Origin of the sequence: Acinetobacter sp. ANC 4805, assembly GCF_022549495.1 — a bacterium.
Classification (GTDB): Bacteria; Pseudomonadota; Gammaproteobacteria; order Pseudomonadales; family Moraxellaceae; genus Acinetobacter.
This window is the reverse complement of sequence record NZ_JAKZGD010000012.1, coordinates 45,210-68,025: the sequence shown is the minus strand read 5'-3', so window position 1 is coordinate 68,025 and position 22,816 is coordinate 45,210. Positions and strand designations below refer to the sequence as shown.

Sequence of the window (22,816 nt, the reverse complement as noted above, 5' to 3'; positions counted from 1 at the left end):
TGATGCAATTGCAATTTCTACAAAATACAAACCTATCCAATATTTTCGATACTTTAATTAGTCTTTCAGTTGCATTTATTTTAGGTGCATTGATTGGGTTTGAACGCCAGTATCGACAACGTACAGCAGGACTTAGAACAAATGTTTTGGTTGCTGTGGGGGCGGCAATTTTTGTTGATATTGCAATTAATCTGACTGGAGCCGATGGGGCAGTTCGTGTGATTGCTTACGTCGTCTCTGGGATTGGTTTCTTAGGTGCAGGTGTGATTATGCGCCAAGAAGGCAACATTCATGGTTTAAATACGGCTGCGACATTATGGTGTTCTGCTGCTGTGGGTGCTTCGGCAGGTGCTGATCTGATTGTTGAAGCAGTTTTGGCAACAGGTTTTATCTTAGCCGCGAATACTCTGTTAAGACCGATTGTTCATGCCATAGATCGCCGTCCATTAGATGATGAAACTGAAGTGCTGCATGTGATTTACATTATATGTGATCGGAGTCAGAGCAAAATTGTAATGGATGAATTGAATTTAACCTTAAAACATCATAATTATCCTGCCAAAGATATTGATGTAACGCCATTTGGTGAAAAGGAAGTCGAGATAGAAGTGACGCTGATTGCGAGTTCGATTGAGGCAGAAGAAGCACAGCATATCATTAATCACCTCAATGCGATGCCACAAATCCGCCAAGCATTTTGGGATAAAAATGCCATTAATTAAGGTCTACAACGGATTGTTTTACATCATCATGTTGGGAAGCATTGTCTCATAAATGATATATAAGTCTTTTATTGTTTCACTTAGAATGACTTTAGACGAATAAAAATGAGAACAGTATGAGTTCAGAAGCACATTCAATGAGTTTAATCGCGCCAGTTGTTTTATTGGCTGCGGCTGTGATTGCTGTTCCGATTTTTAAGCGAATTGGATTAGGCTCAGTACTCGGTTATTTAATCGCGGGATTAGTTATTGGCCCATTTGGCTTTGCTTTCTTCCATGACTCAGCCTCAATTCTGCATATCGCAGAGTTGGGTATTGTCATGTACTTATTTGTGATTGGACTGGAAATGCAGCCTTCACATTTATGGAGTCTAAGGCGTGAGATTTTTGGCTTAGGGACTTTGCAAATTATTGCTTGTGCTTTGGCATTAACAGGTGTTGGGCTTTTATTTGGATTTAAATGGCAAGTTGCATTTATTGGTGCAGCAGGTTTTGTATTGACGTCTACCGCAATTGTGATGCAACTCTTGGGTGATCGTGGTGATATTGCACAGCCACAAGGTCAAAAGATTGTCGCGATTTTATTATTTGAAGACTTATTAATTGTCCCATTACTGGCAATTGTTGCTTTTATGGCACCGAATCATGTGGTGGAAAGTACCTCAGCACGTTTGGAAAATATAGGTATTGGTTTAATTGCAATTGCAGGTTTAATCGCCGCAGGTTATTGGTTGCTTAATCCTTTATTTAGATTGCTTGCTGCTGCAAAAGCACGAGAAGTGATGACTGCTGCTGCACTTTTAGTAGTGTTGGGTGCTGCTTTATTGATGCAAGTCAGTGGCTTATCCATGGCAATGGGGGCATTTCTTGCAGGCGTGTTGCTATCAGAATCAACTTTTAGACACCAAATTGAAGCCGATATTGAACCATTTCGAGGAATTTTATTGGGGTTATTTTTCCTTGGTGTTGGAATGTCACTGGATTTATCGGTCGTGAAGCAAAACTGGCAGCTGATTGTCAGTGGCGTTATTGCAATGATGTTTGCGAAATCACTCATGATTTATATCGTTGCGCGAATAACCAAAAGTCGGCATACGGAAGCTTTGGATCGTGCCTTATTGATGGCGCAAGGTGGTGAGTTTGCTTTTGTTCTGTTTTCTGCGGCGGTCACTGCCCAAGTGATTGATAATACAGTTAAGTCGAATCTAACAGCCATTATTGTATTGTCTATGGTATTGACCCCAATCTTAGGCATTCTTTTTAAGCGATTTACCGAAACCAAAGATTTAGTTTCTCTTGATAACGTTGATATAGCTGAAGGTCTAAGTGGCAGTATTCTAATGATTGGTTTTGGTCGTTTTGGTCAGGTGACGAGTCAATTACTCTTGGCAAGAGGGGTTGATGTGACGATTATTGATAATGACATCGACATGATTCAAAACGCAGAAAAATTTGGTTTTAAAATCTACTACGGCGATGGCTGTCGTCTCGATATTTTGCATGCTTCAGGGGCTTCGACGGCAGAAGCAATCGTGATCTGTGTCGACAGTAAACAAACAACCAATCGAATTGTGGAATTGGTGACACATGAATTTCCATTAGCCAAAGTCTTAGTGCGTTCTTATGATCGGGAGCATTCACTACATTTAGTCAAACAACAAGTCGACTATATGATTCGTGAAACCTTTGAATCTGCGATTAAATTCGGTGAAGTGATTTTAGAACAACTGGGTGTCGATGAAGATGAGGTTCGTATGATCTCAAATGAAATTCGAGAACGTGATAATGAGCGTTTTGAAACAGAAATTGCTGCGGATGATGTCTATGCAGGGGTGAGTTTACAATACTCCCATTCTCATCCTCGGCCTACAGCACCATTGATTCGTCCTAAACAGGCAGGACGAATTTTAAATGATGAAGAAACTGAAAAGGGTAGAGAGGAGAAGTAACGAGACTCTCGACTAAAATAGATTTAAATAAGTCTTGGTTTTGGTACTAAGACTTATTTTTTAATTTAAATTTGAATAAAACCAAAACAAAAATACCCAATAGAAGCCCCCAAAATGCAGAGCCAATTCCCCAAAATTGAACACCTGATGCGCTGCATAAAAAAGTGAGTAATGCTGCTTCTCGTTCTTCTACGTTCGCAAAAGCCACTGCAATGTTATGACTAATCGTGGCAAATAGGGCAATCCCTGCAAGTGCAACAATAAAAATAGGCGGAAATGACATGAGTAAGCTGACTAAGGTTGCAGCGAAAAGCCCCATTAAAATATAAAACAAACCACAGCTTATACCAGCAATATAGCGTTTGCTCGGATCAGGATGTACTTGATCATCTAAGCTGACCGCTGCACTAATCGCGGCTAAATTTATCGAGAAGCAACCAAAAGGGGCGAAAATCGTATGTGCAATACCTGTCCAACCTACTAATTGATTGACGTGTGGGTGATAACCATAACTTTTGATCATGGCGATACCGGGCAAATTTTGAGAAGTCATATTGATGACAAACAAGGGTAAGGCTAGCCCCAGTAATGCAGACCATGAGAATGAGGGTTGCATCCATATAGGTTGAGTAAAAGACCAAGTGATTGAATGTAATTGGAAATCAATAAAGAGCGGGCAAATCATTGCACCTAAAATCACCGTCAGTACAATGCTATAACGAGGCAATAAGCGTTTTGACACAAGATAAATTGCTAACATGCTTAAGATAAAACCGAGCTGACTTTCTAAGCTGCTAAAGATTTGAATCCCAAATTTTAATAAAATTCCTGCAAGCATGGCGCACGTGAGGCTTTGAGGAATATGCGCCAATAACTTTTGAAAAATGCCTGAAAATCCAACGATTGCGATTGCGACGCCACAAATTAAGAAAGCACCAATCGCTTCGTAAAGGTCATAATGTCCTGAAGATGCAATAATTAAAGCAATTCCGGGCGTCGACCATGCGGTTGCAACAGGGTATTTATATTTCCAAGATAAGATGAGTCCTGATAATCCAATCGCTAAACCTAATGCCCAAAACCAAGAGCTAATTTGTGCTGTATTTGCACCGAGAGATTGCGCCCCTTGAATGACCAGTACCGCAGAAACACTTATTCCAATCAGAAAGGTAATAAAACCAGCAAAAACGGCAGGAATCGAAAAATCTTGAATTAGACGTTGCATCAATGCATCTATACTTGATTAAAATTTGTTGAAAAGTATATCGTTAATTTGGCAGAAATCGTAGTTTTAAAATGATTGAATTAATTGATCATATGATCAAAACAGAGTTATGCAAGGGTAGAGGTTGCTAGTCGTAATCCAAAAATAAAGAATAAAATACCTACGCTAAAAACACCTCCAGCGGCAAGTTTATAATTATGTTTGAAAAAGTTTGCTAATTTAACACCTGAAAAAATCAAAGCAGTCAGATATGTGAAACTTACCAGTTGCACAATGATGGCTAAGATTAGAAAGCTGAGTGCTGGATAAGCATAATTGGGTTGTACAAATTGCACGAAAAAAGACAGGAAAAACAGAATCGCTTTAGGATTGAGTAAACTGATACTGAGGGCGGTACGATAGGGATGAATTTGATCTAAACGTGGTAAATCAGCCATTTCTGTAGGGTGTGGAGGCTTATTCCATGTCTGATACGCACTTTGTAATAGTTTGAAACCTAGATAGGCGAGATAACAAGCGCCTGTTAATTTTAAAACGACAAATAAAATCGGGAAGGCTTTTAATAATGATGCCGCACCTAAGACTGTACACAGGATTAAAATGGAATCACCTGTGAATACGCCACATGCCGCTGCATAACCTGTACGAATACCATTAGCGTGAAGCGACTGACATTACATATAAAGAGTTTGGGCCAGGCAATAACACAATTAAGATTGTACCAATAATGAAAGTGGTTAAATCTGTTATGCCGAACACAATCTACTCATTAAAAAACCGATTTTCGCTAATATAACAAAAATCGGTTTTTATAGGTGAAAAATAAACTAATTAAGGTCGAATCTCTGCATCAATACCGAAAGATTGACGCAGTAATAAACTCAAATGATCACGTGCTTTGATAAAGCCATCAATACCACCTTGTAGTAATTGGAAAGCCATTAAATCTTGCTCAAGTTCAGCTTTAAAACTTTCTTTGGTTTGAGCTGTACGTTCAATTTTCTCAGCTTGTTGCGCCGAAGTTGAGCTGAGTTGAGCTTCAACAACCTGTTGATCTTGTTCAAGTTGAGCCAATAGATTTGGTGCAATTGTGAGTAAGTCACAACCTGCTAAACCAAGGACTTGTGCTGTGCTACGGAAACTTGCTCCCATGACCTGTGTCGCAATGCCGTGTTGTTTGTAATAGTTATAAATTTTCTTGACTGAAAGAACACCTGGATCGTTTTCGATTGGGTATTGCTCGACGCCTTCCGCTTTTTTATACCAGTCTAAAATACGACCAACAAAAGGAGAAATTAGGGTTACTTTTGCATCTGCGCAAGCTTGAGCCTGATGCAAACCAAACAATAATGTTAGGTTACATGGAATCCCTTCAGCCTCTAAAACTTTAGCTGCTTGAATGCCTTCCCACGTTGACGCGATTTTGATTAAGATGCGAGATTGCTCAATACCATAACCTTGATAAAGTTTAGAAAGTTCACGCGCTTTAGTAATCGTTGCATCAGTATCATAAGAAAGAGAAGCATCGACTTCAGTTGAAACACGCCCATCAATCAATTTTAAAATTTCAACGCCAAACTTCACTGTCAAAATATCAATGGTGCGTTCAATCAGTTCATCACTTTGATAACCTTCTTGTTTTGCTTGTGTATAAGCATCTTCAATCAGTTGTTTACTTTCAGGTTGTTCAGCCGCTGCAGTGATAAGCGATGGATTGGTTGTTGCGTCTAAGGGACGAAATTTTTCAATCGCTTCTAGATCACTACTATCGGCAACAACGGTTGTTAAATTTTTTAATTGGTGTAATGCAGTCTGAGTCATTGATATAGCGTTCTTACTTAAACAAAATTATGGATAACTTCTTTATAGCACAATCTACAGGAAAGCAAAGCATCGCTTTCAATACATTTAAACCTGAGTGATTTACTCTATTTTCTTGGTTGCTGACGTAGTTGTCGAATGTGTTCAATCAAAAATCTAGCAGCAACACCTAACTCGCTTTCCCGACTCCAGACTAGATCGACATAGTATTCAAACTTAGGTGTGAAATCATAAAGTTCCAAAACTTTTAGTTTTTTCTTTAATTCAGGGTTTTCATTAAACATTTCTAAGGGCAAAACTCCCCAACCTAAATTCCGAAGAATCATCATACACGCAGAGTGATGGTTGTCTGTACGCCAATAATCTTTAGAAAATAGTAGTTCTGGCTTGATGCTATGGTCACGGCTAGCGACCACGATTTGGCGCGTCTGCACCATTTGCTCAAATGAAATCTGTTCAAGTTGAGCTAAAGCATGGTTGTTAGCAATTACTGGAACAAGAGCTTCTCGTTTTAATTCAACAAATTGTTCACGGCTATCTAATTGTTCTCGTTCAAACATGAGTGCAAGTTGCGCAGACTGATCGAGTAACATCTGTAAAGCATCTTCCTGAGGAGCAGAAAAAATATTGATGGTTAGGTTTGGAAAATGCTGTTCGAGCAACGTAATATAATCGGTCCAATTGGTATGCAGCAATTCAGAGACGACGACAATGTTTAAGGTTGATTCTAGTCCAGTGCTGAGCGCATGAGCGTGCTGTTTCCATTGATTTATTTCGATCAAAAGCTGTTGGGTTTTCTCATATAAAACCATTGCCGCAGAGGTTGGTTTTGGCTCACGTCCAATTCGCTCAAATAAATTGAGATTGAGATCAATTTCTAAATTAGCAATTGACATGCTCACGGCTGAAGGTACTTTGCCGAGTTTCCGTGCAGCCGCCGAAAATGAGCCTGTCTCAATGACAGTTTGAAACATCAGAAGTTGTTCTTGATTAATATTCATCTATCAAAAAAAATGAAAGAACCTAATTGGATTAATCAAAATTATAAAAATAAAATGATGCATATCCAAACAAAAGAGTGTTAGAAAATGTTGATTTCCAGAAGAAGACTCATTCATGCAATTAGCTATGAAGTGATCTTATTGGTCATCATCGCAATTGCGTTAAGTTTTATTTTTAATATGCCGTTAGAAGTAACAGGTGTTTTAGGTGTAATCATGGCTGTCATTTCGGTGATTTGGAACATGATTTTTAACCATTATTTTGAGAAAGTTGAACATAAATATCAGTGGAAACGAACTATTCCTGTGCGTATTTTGCATGCGGTTGGATTTGAGGGTGGTTTGATGCTTGCGACCATTCCAATTATTGCTTATATGATGAAGATGAGCTTTATTGATGCATTGATTTTAGATTTTGGTTTAACGATGTGTATTTTGGTATATACCTTTATCTTTCAATGGTGTTATGACTTGATTGAAGAGCGATTTTTCCCGAATGTAAAATTTGCATCTTAAACAAGAGTGAGATTTATAAATCTCAAGAAAATTTAAGCTACGGAATAGGGTCTGTTGAAGATTATTCCGTAGCTTATTTTATCGAATATAAACCGTTTCTTTTGGCAGTAGCAGACTTGCTGCTTGCATTTTATTTTGTTGGATTAATCCGTGAATCTGATGTGCAAGTGGTGTAATGTCTGTAATCGAAACAATTCATTGATTGACATAGCGTTGAACCGCTTCTTTACTCAGTCCGATTTGTATCGCTCTATGTTCAAGTGGTTGTAATAATAGATCACGTTCAGGATCCCATTGAATTCGTACAGGTGAATGATCTTTACGTTGTTGCCATTCTTCTTCGCTTAATGACGGATCACGATGACTGAGGCAGCTATGTGCCAATGCCCATTCAAAACCTTCAAGGGTGATGTCTATAGCTAAAATGCGATTTTGCCCATCATCTTTAAATCCCCAGCCAGCACGATACATCATCCAAAGGAATGAGGGCTTAATCCATGTCATTCTTTCCATCTTAAATGGTGGTGAGACAAAAGTTTGATGTTTGATAGCCGCATTGGCTATGGAATGAGAATAAGCTTGATATACACGGATGGTTTTATCGTTATATGCAGCTCGGATTTGCTGGGTGGGAATATTCGTTATCATGGGTGTGGATTAAATTTCTCTCTTAGTTTTATTGAAAAAATAATTTTAAGTATATGGTTTATAAGTCAAATTTTATTGAATAACCAATTGGTTTATTCACGTTAAATGATGTTGATAGGATAGTGAATGAAATAGCCTAAGTAAACAAAAATTATTGGTGAGCTTAATCATAAATTGAGAAAGGCATTCTTTGAGTTTTTCCAAAGAAGACTTTTCTCCTAGAAGCTAAATGAATAAGATCAAAATGGATAATCATAGATTGTATAAAAAAATAGGAAAGGGTATGACAAATCTACAAGGGAAAACCATTATATTGACAGGTGCATCAGGGGGAATTGGTGAACAGGCTGCGATTCAACTGGCTGCTTTAGGTGCCAATATTTGTCTAATTGCTCGTCGTAAAGATGAATTGGAACGAGTGCAGCAGGTAATTCAACAGCAAGGCGGTCAAGTATGGATTTATCCTGTAGATATTACTCAAGAAGATCATGCTAAAAACTGTATTGAACAAATACTTAGTGAACATGCGAAAGTTGATGTCCTAATTAATAATGCTGCTCGCTCGATACGTCGTCCGATTATTCAGGCATTAGATCGGTTGCATGATTTTGAACGTACTATGCAAATCAATTATTTTGCAGCAGTGCGTTTGACATTAGCCTTGTTGCCACACTTTCTGGAAAAAGGTGAGGGGCATGTTGTCAATATTTCTACTATGTCAACTCAAGTTCCAATTCCATTATTTTCAGCATATTTAGCCAGTAAATCGGCTTTAGAATCCTTTTCACGTTCACTCAGAATGGAGCTAGGTGAGCAAGGAATTGATGTGAGTATTGTTTATTTTCCAATGGTCAGAACACCCATGTCATCTAAAACAACGATTTATAAACATATGCGAATGCTCGATACATCCACCGCCGCAGGCTGGATTGTCAAAGCTGTACAGCAAAAATCTTATCGTATTACCAGTACCAGTGGTGCAATTGCCAATGCTTTACTAAATACAGCGCCGACAACAGTGATGAATTTAACTCGACCATTATTTCGTTTGATGGATCGTCGATTAGAGAAAAAATTAAAGGATAAATCCAGTTAATTTAGTATAAACTTGCCTGAGTCTAATAGACTGAGTATGATTTATACTTGCAATTTTTTTATATAGATCATCAAATTGTCTGGATTGAGGAGACTTTATTTAAATGGCTTTAGCTTCAATAGAATATAGTCGTTGATAGTGGTGAAATTATCTAAAAAATCAATATATAGAAAAATTGATGATTTTTAATGAAATTTTGTTGTATAAATTGTACGAGTAATTTATAAGGAATTCTTAAAATTTAATTTAAACTTATAAATGGAAATGAATAGAAATGTCACATGAAGAAAATATACAGAAATTAAGATCTATTTTTCAAGAAATACATAGTACATCTATTTCTAGTGGGGATGTTCTAGAGCGATATAGTGGGATGATGGATTCCTTTTTTTCTAAGAAAAGTTTACCTATTGAGCAATATCTAGAACAGTTAGAGAAAAATGTTCCATATAATAAGTTTCTATTTTCACTAACTTTGTCTGAATTAATAGACTACATTTATAATTTAAATCAGGGTTCTAATGTTGAAGAAAGTTATATGCATATATTGGGCAAAGCACAGAAACAAGCATCGTCCAATACTTTAATCGTGTTTAATTACCTTCAAGGCAACCAAGATAATGCGGCAATGACGGATGATTTTAAACATTTGAAGACACTAAAAAAAGATCAAAAGTATGAGGAACTATTTGATGAGTTAGAATTTCAAATACAATATTATAAAGCGCATTATGAAATGCTTTGTTATACCGTTTTGATGATTTTAAATAATCCCCATATTAGCCAGTTTGTCGCATCTAAGTTCCAAAAAGGTGATGCTATGGAGGAATTTAGAGTGTTTTTTAGGCAGTCAATTAATTATTTATTTCAGAACTATGCTGCGTCTTAAATAATTCATTATTTTTTGAATATCACTGATATATTTATACATCAGTGATATATTTTTATTTCAAATATAATCGTAAAGCTTTATAAATAGCCTAAGTGAAGATTAAGAAAATTCACATCTTCAAAAAAACTCCATGTTAAACTAAGCCTATTGTCTTTTCGATTACATGATTTTATCTATGTTTCAACAAGAAATCTCTCAATTAAACCTACAACAATTCAAAGCAGGCGAAAAGCGCTGGATTGGTTCCTTACGTGGATCATCTGCAGCATTATTATTCAAAGAAATTGCCGCACAAAGTCCAAACCTATACATGATTGTTGCGAGAAATAATCAGCATCTTGCTCAGCTCGAAAGTGAACTCGAATTTTACGGGATAAAACCAACGATTTTTCCTGATTGGGAAATCTTGCCTTACGATCGTTTATCTCCTCATCAAGATATTGTGTCGGAACGTTTGGCGATTTTAGCGAATATGCCGCAAAAGGGTATTCTCCTGGTTTCTGCCAGTACCTTAGCGCAACGTGTTGCACCATATTCATGGGTGGTTGGTGAACACTTTGATATTAAAGTTGGACAACGACTCGATTTAGAAGCACAGAAAAAGCAATTAGTACAAGCAGGCTATCGTTTGGTTGATACTGTTTATGATCATGGTGAATTTGCAGTTCGTGGCAGTATCATGGACATTTATGCATCTGGACAAGATCAACCGATTCGAATTGATTTATTTGATGATGAAATTGAAAGCTTAAAATTTTTTGATCCAGAAACGCAAAGAACCACTGAATCTTTAAAAAACTTCACCGTTTTACCAGCAAAAGAATTTCCTTTAAAAGAGGGGCGTTCTACCTTTAGAGATCGTTACGCAGAAAGTTTTCCAACTGCGAATCCTAAGAAAAACCCAATTTATCAAGATGTACTTGAAGGAATTGCAACACCGGGATTAGAGTTCTATTTACCTTTATTCTTTGAGAAAAAGGTAATGGAAGCGCAAAGTATGCTTATGACATACTTACCAAAGCATTGCGTTGTCATTACAAATAACGAAGTTGAAGATGAATTAATAAATTTCTGGAAAGAAGTGGTGCGTCGTTATGAAGATCGCCGTCATAACATCGACCAACCAATTCTTCCGCCTGAAGAGCTTTTTTTAATGCCAAATCATGTGTTACAGGCATTAAATCAATTTCCAAGAATTTTGGCTTCTGCGGAAGTATTTGATGAAAAAGCTGGGGTTCTGAATCTTGCAGCAGAACAACCGCCTAAGCTTGCAGTTGATCCTAAAAAAGAACAGCCCTTTGAAGCAGTTAAACATTATATTGACCAAGTTAAACATCCTGTTTTATTGGTCGCGGAAAGTGCAGGTCGGCGTGAAACCTTAAAAGATGCATTACGTTCAGTTCTAGGTGAAATCCAAAATGTAGAGAGTTTTGTTCAATTTCAGAAAGACAAGCTACAAGTTGCAATCACAAGCGCGCCATTAGATCGAGGTTTGTTGCTGACCAATCAATTGTCAGTGATTTCTGAAAATCAGCTCTACGAACATCGTGTAATGCAGCGTCGCCGTAAGCGTCAGCAGGAAGTTTCTGAAGAATTTCTTGTTCGGAGCTTAACCGAACTGAGTATTGGTGCGCCCGTGGTACATATCGATCATGGGGTTGGGCGTTACGCTGGATTAATTACCTTAGAAATTGATCAACAGGATCACGAGTTTTTACAGCTCGATTATGCGGATGGTGCAAAAGTTTATGTGCCTGTCACCAATTTACATCTGATTAGTCGTTATAGTGGTGGCGATCCTGACTTAGCACCTTTACATAAATTGGGTACAGATACATGGAGTAAAGCCAAGCGGAAAGCTTTAGAGCAAATCCATGATGTTGCCGCTGAGTTGTTACATATTCAGGCACGCCGTCAATCGAAACCGGGTTTTGCCTTTGAATTAGACCATACGGGATATATGCAATTCTCCAGTGGCTTTGCCTATGAAGAGACTTTAGACCAAGCCAATGCGATTGAAGCAACCCTCCATGATATGCAGTTGGCGAAACCAATGGATCGTTTGGTCTGTGGTGATGTTGGTTTTGGTAAAACCGAAGTGGCGATGCGAGCAGCTTTTGTTGCAGTACAAAACAACAAGCAAGTGGCGGTATTAGTTCCTACTACGCTATTGGCACAGCAGCATTATGAGTCCTTTAAAGATCGTTTTGCTGATACAGCGGTGCGTATTGAAGTGCTGTCTCGCTTTGGTAGTAATAAAACGCATCTGAAAACGATTGAAGACTTAGCTGAAGGCAAAGTTGATATCGTGGTGGGAACGCACAAAATTCTGCAAGAAAACATTCAATTCAAAAATCTAGGTTTGATGATTGTCGATGAAGAGCATCGTTTTGGTGTTCGTGATAAAGAACGGATTAAAGCCTTACGTGCCGATGTGGATATGCTGACACTCACGGCAACACCTATTCCACGTACCTTGAATATGGCATTCTCTGGAATGCGTGATCTTTCGATTATTGCAACGCCACCCGCACGTCGTTTAGCTGTTAAAACCTTTGTTCAAGAACATACGGATGATTCAATCAAAGAAGCGATTTTGCGTGAGTTGTTACGTGGTGGTCAGGTTTATTTATTACATAATGAAGTTGAAACCATTGAACGAGCAGCAGAAACGATTCGTAATTTAGTCCCAGAGGCACGTGTTGCAGTTGCACATGGACAAATGCGCGAACGTGAACTTGAGCAGGTCATGCAGCAGTTCTATCACAAAGAATATAATGTTCTCGTGTGTTCAACCATTATCGAAACGGGTATTGATGTACCGAATGCCAATACTATTATCATTGAAAGAGCCGACAAGTTGGGCTTAGCACAACTACATCAATTACGTGGTCGAGTCGGTCGTTCACATCACCAAGCGTATGCTTATTTACTCGTTCCATCACTTAAACATCTCAAAGGTGATGCTGAAAAACGTTTAGATGCCATTCAACGTGCTTCAACACTGGGCGCAGGATTCATGCTTGCAACTGAAGACTTGGAGATTCGGGGTGCGGGTGAATTACTCGGTGAGCAGCAAAGTGGTTCGATGCAAGCGATTGGTTATAGCTTGTATATGGAAATGCTCGAGAAAGCGACCAAAGCCATCCAAAAAGGCAAAACGCCAAACTTTGACGCACCTTTGTCATTGACCGCAGAAATTAATCTACATATGCCAGCCTTGATCCCAGATGACTATTTGGGTGATGTGCATCAGCGTTTGTTGTTCTATAAGCGCATTAGTAATACTGATACACAAGAGAAACTCGACAACATCCGTATGGAGTTGATTGATCGCTTCGGTATTCCACCACAGTCGGTCAAACAATTGTTTAGTGTGCATCAATTACGTTTGAGAGCAGAACAACTCGGGATTACCAAAATTGATGTGAACAGTAATGGTGGCTATATCGAGTTTTCACCAGATACTCCTGTACAAGCGATCAGCATTATTCAGTTAATGCAAAAAAATCCAACCTATTATCGTATGGAAGGAGGACAGCGTTTGAAGGTCACAGTGCAATTGGTTGAGTATGATAAGCGGATTCAGTTTATTGTTGATTTGTTAAATAAATTGCTAAATGAGCTACATAGTTAGTTGAAAAGTATATTTTTTGCTGACTAATTGAACAGCTTGGATTCCCTTTAAGCAAAGAATTTGCTTTTTGTCGGATGTCGATGTAATAAATAAGGAAAATCATTGTTATTTGTAATCAAACAGGCGACTAATAATATTCACATCAAAACTGATGTGATAGTATTGATCATCATTATTATGCATCATTTATAAAGATATGTTTAGTTTGCATCCACAACTTGCTCAAGATACATTTTTTGTAGGCGACTTTCCGCTTTCAACATGTCGTTTAATGAATGATATGCAATTTCCATGGTTGATTCTTATACCACGTGTACCAGGAATCACTGAGTTATATGAGCTTAGCCAAGCTGATCAGGAACAGTTCTTACGTGAATCAAGCTGGTTATCGAGCCAATTATCACGTGTATTCCGTGCAGACAAAATGAATGTTGCAGCACTTGGTAACGTTGTGCCACAACTGCATTTCCATCATGTTGTACGCTATCAAAATGATGTTGCATGGCCTAAACCAGTTTGGGGAACGCCAGCCGTACCTTATAGCAATGATGTACTCGCTCATATGCGTCAGACATTAATGCTTGCATTACGTGGTCAAGGCGATATGCCATTTGACTGGCGTATGGACTGATTTAGAAAATAGAATAAAAAACAGTCTTCTATAACAAGGAAGGAGGGTAGGGTGTCACTAGACAGGTTAATAGATAAAGAACCTAGACAGTTCGCTTATTTTCATCGTTTGATGGGATATTCGATATTGTCGCTTATTCTGGTAATTTATACGTTTACCTCTCCCAGTGCTAACTATCAACTTTACATCCTTCCTTTTTTGTTGATCCATTTTCTTATTTGTCCAAAATTAGAAAAATGGCTGCAGTATAAATATGATAAAAATACTGAAAAAAATGTACTTTTTGCCTGTGAAGCTATCATTGTTTCTATCGTTCTTGCAGGTTTACATTTAAGTTTGGTTCCTACTTTTACAGTATTATTCGCGCTACTTTATGTTGGTTTAAACAACAAAATTACATTACCAGTTGCTTGTTTAATTGGTTTGTTTGGTGTCCTAACATTCTATTTTTGTACATTTTTTGTTTTTGGTGCTGAAGCATACTTCGAACCAACCAACCCCGAACTGACTGTCGTCAGTTTATTGGGTCTCATGATGTTTATTGTGATAGGTAACTATTATCAGCATCGTAGAATCAATATATTAGGGCAACAACGTCAGCATTATCATAATCAAATGACACGTTATATTGCGTTTGCAAATCAATTGAGTCGTTATGCACCACTGCAATTATGGCAGTCGATTATGCGTGGTGAGGCTGAAGCGAAGATTGAATATAAACGTAAAAAATTAACGGTTTTTTTCTCTGATATTCAAGGTTTTACTGAGCTTTCCGAAAGTCTCATCCCTGACGATTTAGCTTTTTTACTGAATGATTATTTGAGTCATATGACTGAAATCGCAAAGCAGTACGAAGCAACAGTCGATAAGTTTATGGGCGATGCGATTCTTATTTTCTTCGGTGATCCAAATTCGCAAGGTGTTGAGCAAGATGCAAAATCTTGTGTAGAAATGGCAATTGCGATGCGTCAACAAATGAAATTGTTACGTGAGCGTTGGAAGAAAATGGGTTATCCCGCTTTACATATTCGTATGGGAATTAGTACAGGTTATTGCCACGTAGGGAACTATGGTGCATCACATCGTATGGCTTATACCATTGTTGGCCGCGATGTCAATTTGGCAGCACGATTACAATATGCCGCTGAAATTGATGAAATTCTGATTGCAGATGATACACATCAGTTAATCAAAAATGAATTCCTATGTGTGCCGAAAGTCCCAATTTACTTGAAAGGAATTCAAGGGCCTGTTAAAACTTGGCAGGTTATGGAGAAATTCACAGGCAAAAAATCGGATACGCAAAAATGGTTTGACTTCGAATATCAAGGTTTTCATTTGGTCTTGAATTTGGAAGAAGTACAGAATTATGAGTATCCAGAGTTGGTTGAAATTTTGGAAAAAATGACTCAACGAATAAAAACACAACAAAAAATAACCAATGCTCAAGGTGTTCCAAAACTCACCTTGGATGATGAAATTAAATAATTTTACTATTTTGACCTGCACAAAGGTTATGTCTTATGGATAAACAGATGTCCCAATACCCACTTGCGATTGATGCAAACATGGTGGGTGAATATCCCGCATTGGTTAAATCTGGAGCAGGCTATTTCTATGATGATGTCTTGGAATATCGTGTTTGGTGTCATCCTGAACGTGGGGCACTCGATGAATATGATGGTCAAGACTATTACCGTACTTTTGTAAGTTTTGAGCAAGCACGAATATTTTCAGAGCAAATGCAGGGTGCTGAGCAACCGTTAGTGTTGGTGCGTCAATGTTATTGGATTGATGAACCTGAGACAGGTATTTTTGTTGCAAATCATGGTGAACGCTTAACAGAGTGGCAAGTCGCTTGGCTTAAAACAGCTAAACGTCAGCAAGATAGTATTGAGCATTTTTTTGCTGAACGAAATGTAAATTTTACAGGATATCGTGAAGTATTGACGGCTACTCCGATGATGCGCACATTTAGTCCTCAGGCTTATGCTCAATTTCCAAATTATTTAGGTGTGATTGCTTGTCGTTGTGTAATCGAAGGGCAGTTGCCTGTACGTTGGGTTTCTCATGCAGGTGGAGATTGGCAGATGTATTGCCATGTTGATGCTCATGATTTTTCTGAACATAGTCAAGATTATGAAAATAATATTCAACTCGTACATATGGCACAATTACTAAAATATGATGCTGATCTACAATTATTATATGATTTACCTGTAGATCGAGGGGCTTATCGAGATAGTATCAATGATGTGTGGGATTATTTTGATGATGACGACTTAGAATCGGATTCTGCCTGAAAATAAAAAACTCCTCTATAGGTGAACTGTAGAGGAGTTTTTTATGACGCCAAATTCAGATAATCAATTAATGATTTTCCGAAGCATGGTTGATGGTGTATTTAGGAATTTCGATTTCTAAATCTTCATTAATAATTGCAACTTGGCAAGACAGGCGAGAGTCAGGCTCTAAACCCCATGCGCGGTCAAGTAAATCTGCTTCAATATCATTCATTTCGTCAAGGCTATCAAAGCCTTTACGCACGATTACATGGCAGGTTGTACATGCAGCAGACATGTCGCAAGCATGTTCAATTTTAATACCTTGTTTTAATAAACTTTGGCATAAATTGGCATTTTGTTCGACTTCAAATTCTGCGCCTTCAGGGCAAATTTGTGCATGAGGAAGAACTTTAATACGTGGCATATTGATCACCTATACCTTTAGTTTGAGTTTGACCAATCTTCAAGTTTTGTACCTTTTAAGGCATGGTCAATATGTCGATTCATACGAAGTGCCGCAAAGGCATCGCTGTGAATTTTAAGTTGTTGAACAGCATTTTCAATCGCTTCAAGCTCATCGGTTTTAAGGCGAGCTTTTAATGCTTCAGCAGCAAGAATCAAGTCACGCGCCTGTTGCTGAGAAAGTAAGTCAGTATCTGCTTTTAACGCTTGCTCTAATGCTTCTAACTCACGTTGTGCTTCAACTTTGGTCTCTTGCAAATGGCGAAGTTGTTTATCTTCCTCGGCATGTTTGAAACCATCAACGAGTAAACGTTCAGTATCTGCTGCTGATAAACCATATGATGGTTTGATATCGATCTGCGCTTGTACACCAGATGTAGTTTCTTTTGCTGCTACGGTGAGTAGACCATCTGCATCGACTTGAAAAGTGACTTCAATACGTGCTTGACCTGCGGTCATTGGAGGGATACCGTGCAATACAAAGCGACCCAATGAACGACAATGCTCAACCAAATCACGCTCACCTTGTACCACATGAATCAACATGGCAGTTTGACCATCTTGATACGTGGTAAATTCTTGGCGACGTGCGACTGGAATTGCAGTATTACGTGAAATCAAACGTTCAACCAAGCCACCCATGGTTTCTAGACCAAGAGATAGAGGGGTAACATCAAGCAGTAAAGAACCATCTTGGCTATTGCCAATTAACTGATTTGCAGTAATTGATGCACCAATCGCAACCACTTCATCTGGATTGATCGTACATAGTGGTTCACGTTCAAATAATTCGCGCACTGCTTTTTTAACTGCATAAGAGCGAGTCGAACCACCGACTAGAACGACATGTTCAATTTCATCGAGGTTAAGTTTGGCATCACGTAATACACGCTTGCAGACACTCATGGTTTTATCGAGTGCAACTTGAATAATTGATTCAAATGTTGGACGGTCTAAAGTGAGACGATCATCCAATAACGTTAATTCAGCAGTGTCATGGTCAGTTAAATATTCTTTGGCTTGACGTGCAGCGACAACAAATACGGCATATTCTTCATCACTTAAAGTATCGATATTGAGCTGTTTTTTCGCCCATTTCACGATTAAACGATCAAGGTCATCACCACCAAGCGCAGTATGCCCACCTGTTGCGAGAACTTCAAATACGCCTTGTGAAAAACGTAAGATTGATACGTCAAACGTCCCACCACCTAGGTCATAAATCACATAGTTACGATCTGTGCTGAGGTTGGCTTCTTGATCTAGTCCATAAGCAACTGCTGCGGCAGTTGGTTCATTCAATAGACGTAGAACATTTAAGCCTGCAAGTTGCGCTGCATCACGTGTCGCTTGACGCTGTGCTTCATCAAAATAAGCAGGAACAGTAATCACTGCACCATTTACAGGGTTATTTAGACTAGCTTCTGCACGATCTTTCAATTGTTTTAAGATTTCAGCCGAAATTTCAACAGGTGTTTTACGACCAGCAGCAGTTTCAAATGCCGGCATTTCATTTTCTGCGCCAACAAGTGTGTAGGGGTGTTGAAACTTGATATCTGCTTGTGAGCGACCCATAAAGCGTTTCACTGAAACGACGGTATTTTTAGGGTCAGTCATCATAAAGGGTTTGGCTTCATAACCAAACGTCGTTAAATCTTTGGTGTAATGAACAATAGATGGAAGTAAAACACGATCTTTGTCATCTTGTAGAACTTTCGGTTTTCCCGATAGCACTGTCGCCACTAAAGAGTGGGTTGTCCCTAAGTCAATGCCAATCGCAATACGGTGCTGATGTGGAGCAGTAGATTGACCAGGTTCAGCAATTTGCAAAAGTGCCATGCGTGAGATATCCCTTGAAAATAATTGGTAACAGCGGATTAAAAATCATCGTTTAGGTTGAAGCTATCTTCTTCATCCAACATACGATCTTCAGCTTTATCAATATCATTCATGACACGTTGGAAAAAACGTAGTTTACGAACGGTATCACGTGCCTCAGCCCAGTCTTCATCTGCGTAATCGATTTTGAATTCGCGGATTAAACCATCAATCCATTGCTGAACTTCAACTTTTAATGTGTGAAGCTGTTCTGTCGAAGTGGCTTCGTCAAGTTGTTCACGCATTTCGAGTGCAGATTGCAAGAACTCAAAATCGCTAATAGATTGATCAAGATGATGGTCTTGTTTTTTGAGGGCAAGTAGATAAGCAGCACGACTATCAACTTGTGATAATACTTTATAAGCTTGATTGATTTCGCTTGACTTGATCAAAGCTTGATCTTTATCACTGGCTTTATCTGGGTGATATTGCTGTTGCAAACTTAAAAACTGTTTTTTTAAAGTCGCTAAATCTATATCGAGTGCTTCGGGTAGTTGGAACAACTCAAAATGATTCATGGGAGATGAATTCCGCTATTGATAAATATGTGAAAACAGTGCGGAACACACTGTTTTGACAAGAAAAAAGGGTGGTTGTCGTTAAACGGTAAATGATTCGCCGCAACCACATTCACCTTTTTGATTTGGATTGTTAAACTCAAAGCCTTCATTGAGACCATTTTTAACATAATCCATCTCTAAACCATTGAGATAGACCAAGCTTTTAGGGTCAACGAAGACTTTAACGCCGAGTTGTTCAAATACTTGGTCATGTGTGTCGATATCATCAACAAACTCAAGTACATAAGCCAATCCAGAACAACCCGAAGTTTTCACACCAATACGAATGCCTTCACCCTTACCGCGATTTTGCAGGTAATTGCTGATGTGAGTCGCAGCATTTTCAGTTAAATGGATCATGAAAACTCCAATAATTTTTCAGTAATCACACAGCTTTCGCTTTTTTACCACGATAGTCTTCAATCGCAGCTTTAATTGCATCTTCAGCCAATACAGAACAGTGTACTTTTACTGGTGGAAGTGCAAGCTCGGTTGCAATATCAATGTTTTTGATTGATTGAGCTTCATCAAGGGTCTTGCCTTTTAACCATTCGGTGACAAGCGAACTTGATGCAATTGCAGAACCACAACCGTAAGTTTTGAAGCGAGCTTCTTCAATTACGCCATTGTCATCAACTTGGATCTGTAAACGCATTACGTCGCCACAAGCTGGTGCGCCGACCATACCTGTACCTACGTTTTCTGCATTTTTGTCTAAAATACCAACATTACGAGGGTTTTCGTAATGATCGATTACTTTTTCACTATAAGCCATGTCGCTTCTCCAAAACTCGGGGTCAGCCTAATATTAATATGAGGGTTAAAACACGTTTTTCAATTGAGCATTCAATGAATTAGTGTTCAGCCCATTCAACTGTTGAAAGGTCGATACCTTCTTTATACATATCCCAAAGCGGAGAAAGCTCACGTAATTTCTCAACAGCAGCTTTGGTAATCGTTAACACGTGGTCAATATCTGCTTCAGTCGTGTATTTACCAAAGCTGAAACGGATAGAGCTGTGTGCCAACTCATCAGATAAACCTAAAGCACGTAATACATATGAAGGCTCTAAAGTTGCAGATGTACATGCTGAACCACTTGATACTGCAAGATCTTTTAACGCCATCATCAATGACTCACCTTCAACGAAGTTAAAGCTGACATTAAGATAGTTTGCAACGTTTTCAGTCGGGTGACCATTCAAGAACACTTGCTCAAGGTCTTGGAAGCCATTCCAGAGTTTGTCACGTAGGTGGCGAAGACGCTCTTGTTCTGCTTGCATGGTTTTACCAGCAATTTCAAAAGCTTCACCCATACCTACAATTTGATGAGTTGCTAAAGTACCAGAACGCATACCGCGCTCATGACCACCACCATGCATTTGTGCTTTTAAGCGAACACGTGGGCTACGACGAACGAAAAGCGCACCGATGCCTTTAGGGCCATAAATTTTGTGACCAGAGAAACTCATCAAATCAACTTTCATGGTTGAAAGATCAATTTCAACTTTACCTGCGGCTTGAGCAGCATCAACATGCAAGAATGTTTTATTTGCACGTGTTAATTCACCAATTGCTGCAACATCAGTGACTGTACCAATTTCGTTGTTCACCATCATGAGTGAAACAAGGATTGTATCTGGGCGTAAAGCAGCTTGAACCATTTCAGGCGTAATTAAACCTGTACGTGGTTCTGGTTCTAAATAAGTAATTTCGAAACCTTGTTCTTCAAGTTCACGACAAGTATCTAACACTGCTTTGTGTTCGATTTTACTAGTAATGATGTGCTTGCCTTTTGAACCGTAGAACTGAGCAATACCTTTAAGTGCTAAGTTGTCAGATTCAGTTGCACCAGAAGTCCAAACGATCTCACGTGGATCTGCTTTAACTAAGTTTGCAACTTGCTCACGTGCATATTCAGCTTTTTCTTCGGCTTGCCAACCATAAGCATGTGAACGTGACGCAGGATTACCAAAAGTTCCTTCGAACGTTAAACATTCCATCATGCGTTCTGCAACTTCAGGCAGTACAGGGGTGGTTGCTGCGTAATCAAGATAAATCGGACGTTTCATGTCAAATACCTGTAACCGATAGAAGAGCTGAATCTAAACTTACTGAGTTTTGACGGAGTGCAACAGTTTGAACATTGTCACGAGCAATCAAGTCTGCAAGAGAGATTTTTGCGAGATAATCGGCAATATGGTGGGAGAGTTCTTGCCATAAGTCATGCGTTAAGCACATCGCACCATTTTGGCAGTTGCCTTTATGGTCACAACGTGTTGCATCAACAGTTTCATTTACAGCTTCGATAATTTCTAGCACAGTAATTTCAGTTGCATTACGTGCAAGATGATATCCACCATTTGCACCACGAACACTTGAAACTAACCCATGTCGCTTAAGTTTTGCGAATAACTGTTCTAAATAGGCGACTGAGATGGACTGGCGTGCTGCTATTTCCGCAAGCGTGATCGTTTGTTCAGTTGGCTGCAAAGCTAAATCAAGTAGAGCAGTCACTGCGTAACGACCGCGAGTTGTAAGACGCATGATTCGGTACACATGGTTAGACTAGATGTCTAAATTTTATGAATTCCGACTAAAATAGTCAAGTTTTTTAATTGGCATTATGGGGGCGAAACGTGAAATATATCGGAATTATTGTATCCACATATTATAAACAAAAAATCCTATAAAAATAAAGCTGAATACAACAAAACTGATGTTAATCCAGCGTTGGCGCTTTTGCAGGCGATGAATGCGGTTCTGATATTGTTTGACTTCAACCAATAACGTATTAATTTCAGAACGTTGCTGATCAATTTTATCAAGTAAAGGTGCAATTCGTTGCTGTGAAGCAATTGCCTCAGCATCACTATCAAAAGCATTAAACCATTGTTTCCAATTGGCAAGTATATTGGTGAGTGTGAGATGAGGGATTAAGTCCATTAATTCCTCTTGCAGGGTTGCATCACCTAAAATACGCATATTGTAGATGCTGCGTTGATTGTTAAATACGAAAATTTTGATGAGATCAATGAGTGTGCTGTTTATTTCCAAATCGACTTTACGATCCAAAGCCTGCATGTCAAACAAAATCCCTTTTTCAGTAAATTGAACATAAAAGTCAAAAAAAGGAATATAACTATTAATACGAATGGTAACTTTTTGGTCGATCAATTTTTTTGCTTGCAAGCGCAAGGTTGCATCATGTGTAAGAATGAATGAGAAAAAAGTTTCTAAAACAATGATGACAATGTTTAGCAACAAATGTGGGTGTTTATGTCTTTGTTGCGTATCACTCATAGCTCTCTTTATCCTTGCTAATCACACTATAAACTCATAAAGTTTGTAAATTTGAGCATCCATACTCAATTATTAAAAATAATTTACATGACTTTATTGCTTTGTAGAACAGTTTTTTAAAACGATCAAGTCTTAACTTTGATATTATAAAAACATTTTTATGGTTAAATACGACATACTGTTTGTAAAG

Annotated in this window: 20 protein-coding genes and 2 pseudogenes; 9 read left to right on the top strand and 13 right to left on the bottom strand. The window is 38.5% G+C overall.

The features are described from left to right. Window positions 1-2: 2 nt before the first annotated feature. Both MMP60_RS14670 and MMP60_RS14665 read left to right on the top strand, forming a co-directional pair. Window positions 3-722, top strand: coding sequence for an MgtC/SapB family protein (locus MMP60_RS14670; RefSeq protein ID WP_241337083.1), 720 nt, complete (start codon window positions 3-5; stop codon window positions 720-722). A gap of 116 nt (window positions 723-838) precedes the next feature. Further along, on the top strand, window positions 839-2,671 hold the full coding sequence (locus MMP60_RS14665) for a monovalent cation:proton antiporter-2 (CPA2) family protein (RefSeq protein WP_241337082.1): 1,833 nt from the start codon (window positions 839-841) through the stop codon (window positions 2,669-2,671). 46 nt (window positions 2,672-2,717) lie between these two features. On the opposite strand, the gene MMP60_RS14660 is transcribed toward MMP60_RS14665, so the two are convergent. From MMP60_RS14660 to MMP60_RS14645, 4 genes and pseudogenes are all read right to left on the bottom strand, one after another. Next, complete coding sequence (locus MMP60_RS14660; protein ID WP_241337081.1) at window positions 2,718-3,896, bottom strand: benzoate/H(+) symporter BenE family transporter; 1,179 nt, start codon at window positions 3,894-3,896, stop codon at window positions 2,718-2,720. A 107-nt stretch (window positions 3,897-4,003) separates the two neighbouring features. Then, window positions 4,004-4,655: pseudogene (gene leuE / locus MMP60_RS14655) on the bottom strand (leucine efflux protein LeuE). 72 nt (window positions 4,656-4,727) lie between these two features. After that, window positions 4,728-5,717 carry a transaldolase gene (gene tal / locus MMP60_RS14650; RefSeq protein ID WP_241337080.1) on the bottom strand — a complete coding sequence of 330 codons (990 nt, stop codon included), beginning with the start codon at window positions 5,715-5,717 and terminating at the stop codon, window positions 4,728-4,730. Window positions 5,718-5,824: 107 nt separating this feature from the next. Beyond that, window positions 5,825-6,718: a LysR family transcriptional regulator gene (locus MMP60_RS14645; RefSeq protein ID WP_241337079.1), complete on the bottom strand. Its 894-nt coding sequence runs from the start codon at window positions 6,716-6,718 to the stop codon at window positions 5,825-5,827. 87 nt (window positions 6,719-6,805) lie between these two features. Here MMP60_RS14645 and aceI point away from each other — a divergent pair, with 87 nt between their 5' ends. Continuing rightward, window positions 6,806-7,234, top strand: coding sequence for a chlorhexidine efflux PACE transporter AceI (gene aceI / locus MMP60_RS14640; RefSeq protein ID WP_241337078.1), 429 nt, complete (start codon window positions 6,806-6,808; stop codon window positions 7,232-7,234). A gap of 78 nt (window positions 7,235-7,312) precedes the next feature. Here aceI and MMP60_RS14635 read toward each other — a convergent pair. After that, window positions 7,313-7,882: pseudogene (locus tag MMP60_RS14635) on the bottom strand (DUF4291 domain-containing protein). 283 nt (window positions 7,883-8,165) lie between these two features. Here MMP60_RS14635 and MMP60_RS14630 point away from each other — a divergent pair. From MMP60_RS14630 to MMP60_RS14605, 6 genes are all read left to right on the top strand, one after another. Next, entirely contained in the window at window positions 8,166-8,978 is an 813-nt protein-coding gene (locus MMP60_RS14630) for an SDR family NAD(P)-dependent oxidoreductase (protein WP_241337077.1), read from the top strand. Window positions 8,979-9,252: 274 nt separating this feature from the next. Beyond that, window positions 9,253-9,867, top strand: a complete 615-nt coding sequence (locus MMP60_RS14625; protein ID WP_241337076.1) for a hypothetical protein — start codon at window positions 9,253-9,255, stop codon at window positions 9,865-9,867. Window positions 9,868-10,045: 178 nt separating this feature from the next. Beyond that, the gene (gene mfd, locus MMP60_RS14620) at window positions 10,046-13,507 is read left to right on the top strand and encodes a transcription-repair coupling factor (RefSeq protein ID WP_241337075.1); all 3,462 of its coding nucleotides are present in this window, start codon (window positions 10,046-10,048) and stop codon (window positions 13,505-13,507) included. Between the two features lie 196 nt (window positions 13,508-13,703). Continuing rightward, window positions 13,704-14,138 carry an HIT domain-containing protein gene (locus MMP60_RS14615; protein ID WP_241337074.1) on the top strand — a complete coding sequence of 145 codons (435 nt, stop codon included), beginning with the start codon at window positions 13,704-13,706 and terminating at the stop codon, window positions 14,136-14,138. Between the two features lie 51 nt (window positions 14,139-14,189). Continuing rightward, window positions 14,190-15,626 (top strand): adenylate/guanylate cyclase domain-containing protein, encoded by a 1,437-nt coding sequence (locus MMP60_RS14610; protein ID WP_241337073.1) that lies wholly within the window; start codon window positions 14,190-14,192, stop codon window positions 15,624-15,626. 47 nt (window positions 15,627-15,673) lie between these two features. Next, on the top strand, window positions 15,674-16,441 hold the full coding sequence (locus MMP60_RS14605; protein WP_241337072.1) for a hypothetical protein: 768 nt from the start codon (window positions 15,674-15,676) through the stop codon (window positions 16,439-16,441). Between the two features lie 67 nt (window positions 16,442-16,508). On the opposite strand, the gene fdx is transcribed toward MMP60_RS14605, so the two are convergent. The 8 genes from fdx to MMP60_RS14565 form a co-directional block, all read right to left on the bottom strand. Then, window positions 16,509-16,847 carry an ISC system 2Fe-2S type ferredoxin gene (fdx, locus tag MMP60_RS14600; protein WP_241337071.1) on the bottom strand — a complete coding sequence of 113 codons (339 nt, stop codon included), beginning with the start codon at window positions 16,845-16,847 and terminating at the stop codon, window positions 16,509-16,511. Window positions 16,848-16,864: 17 nt separating this feature from the next. Continuing rightward, window positions 16,865-18,724, bottom strand: a complete 1,860-nt coding sequence (gene hscA / locus MMP60_RS14595; protein ID WP_241337070.1) for a Fe-S protein assembly chaperone HscA — start codon at window positions 18,722-18,724, stop codon at window positions 16,865-16,867. 38 nt (window positions 18,725-18,762) lie between these two features. Beyond that, the gene (hscB, locus tag MMP60_RS14590; RefSeq protein ID WP_241337069.1) at window positions 18,763-19,281 is read right to left on the bottom strand and encodes a Fe-S protein assembly co-chaperone HscB; all 519 of its coding nucleotides are present in this window, start codon (window positions 19,279-19,281) and stop codon (window positions 18,763-18,765) included. Between the two features lie 81 nt (window positions 19,282-19,362). Next, on the bottom strand, window positions 19,363-19,683 hold the full coding sequence (iscA, locus tag MMP60_RS14585; RefSeq protein WP_004661460.1) for an iron-sulfur cluster assembly protein IscA: 321 nt from the start codon (window positions 19,681-19,683) through the stop codon (window positions 19,363-19,365). A gap of 25 nt (window positions 19,684-19,708) precedes the next feature. Continuing rightward, a complete protein-coding gene (gene iscU / locus MMP60_RS14580; protein ID WP_018678058.1) occupies window positions 19,709-20,098 on the bottom strand; it encodes a Fe-S cluster assembly scaffold IscU in 390 nt (129 codons plus the stop codon). Between the two features lie 79 nt (window positions 20,099-20,177). Continuing rightward, window positions 20,178-21,395: an IscS subfamily cysteine desulfurase gene (locus MMP60_RS14575; RefSeq protein WP_241337068.1), complete on the bottom strand. Its 1,218-nt coding sequence runs from the start codon at window positions 21,393-21,395 to the stop codon at window positions 20,178-20,180. Between the two features lies 1 nt (window position 21,396). After that, window positions 21,397-21,870 carry an Rrf2 family transcriptional regulator gene (locus tag MMP60_RS14570; protein WP_004878735.1) on the bottom strand — a complete coding sequence of 158 codons (474 nt, stop codon included), beginning with the start codon at window positions 21,868-21,870 and terminating at the stop codon, window positions 21,397-21,399. 108 nt (window positions 21,871-21,978) lie between these two features. Continuing rightward, entirely contained in the window at window positions 21,979-22,626 is a 648-nt protein-coding gene (locus MMP60_RS14565; RefSeq protein WP_241337067.1) for a hypothetical protein, read from the bottom strand. Window positions 22,627-22,816 lie beyond the last annotated feature (190 nt).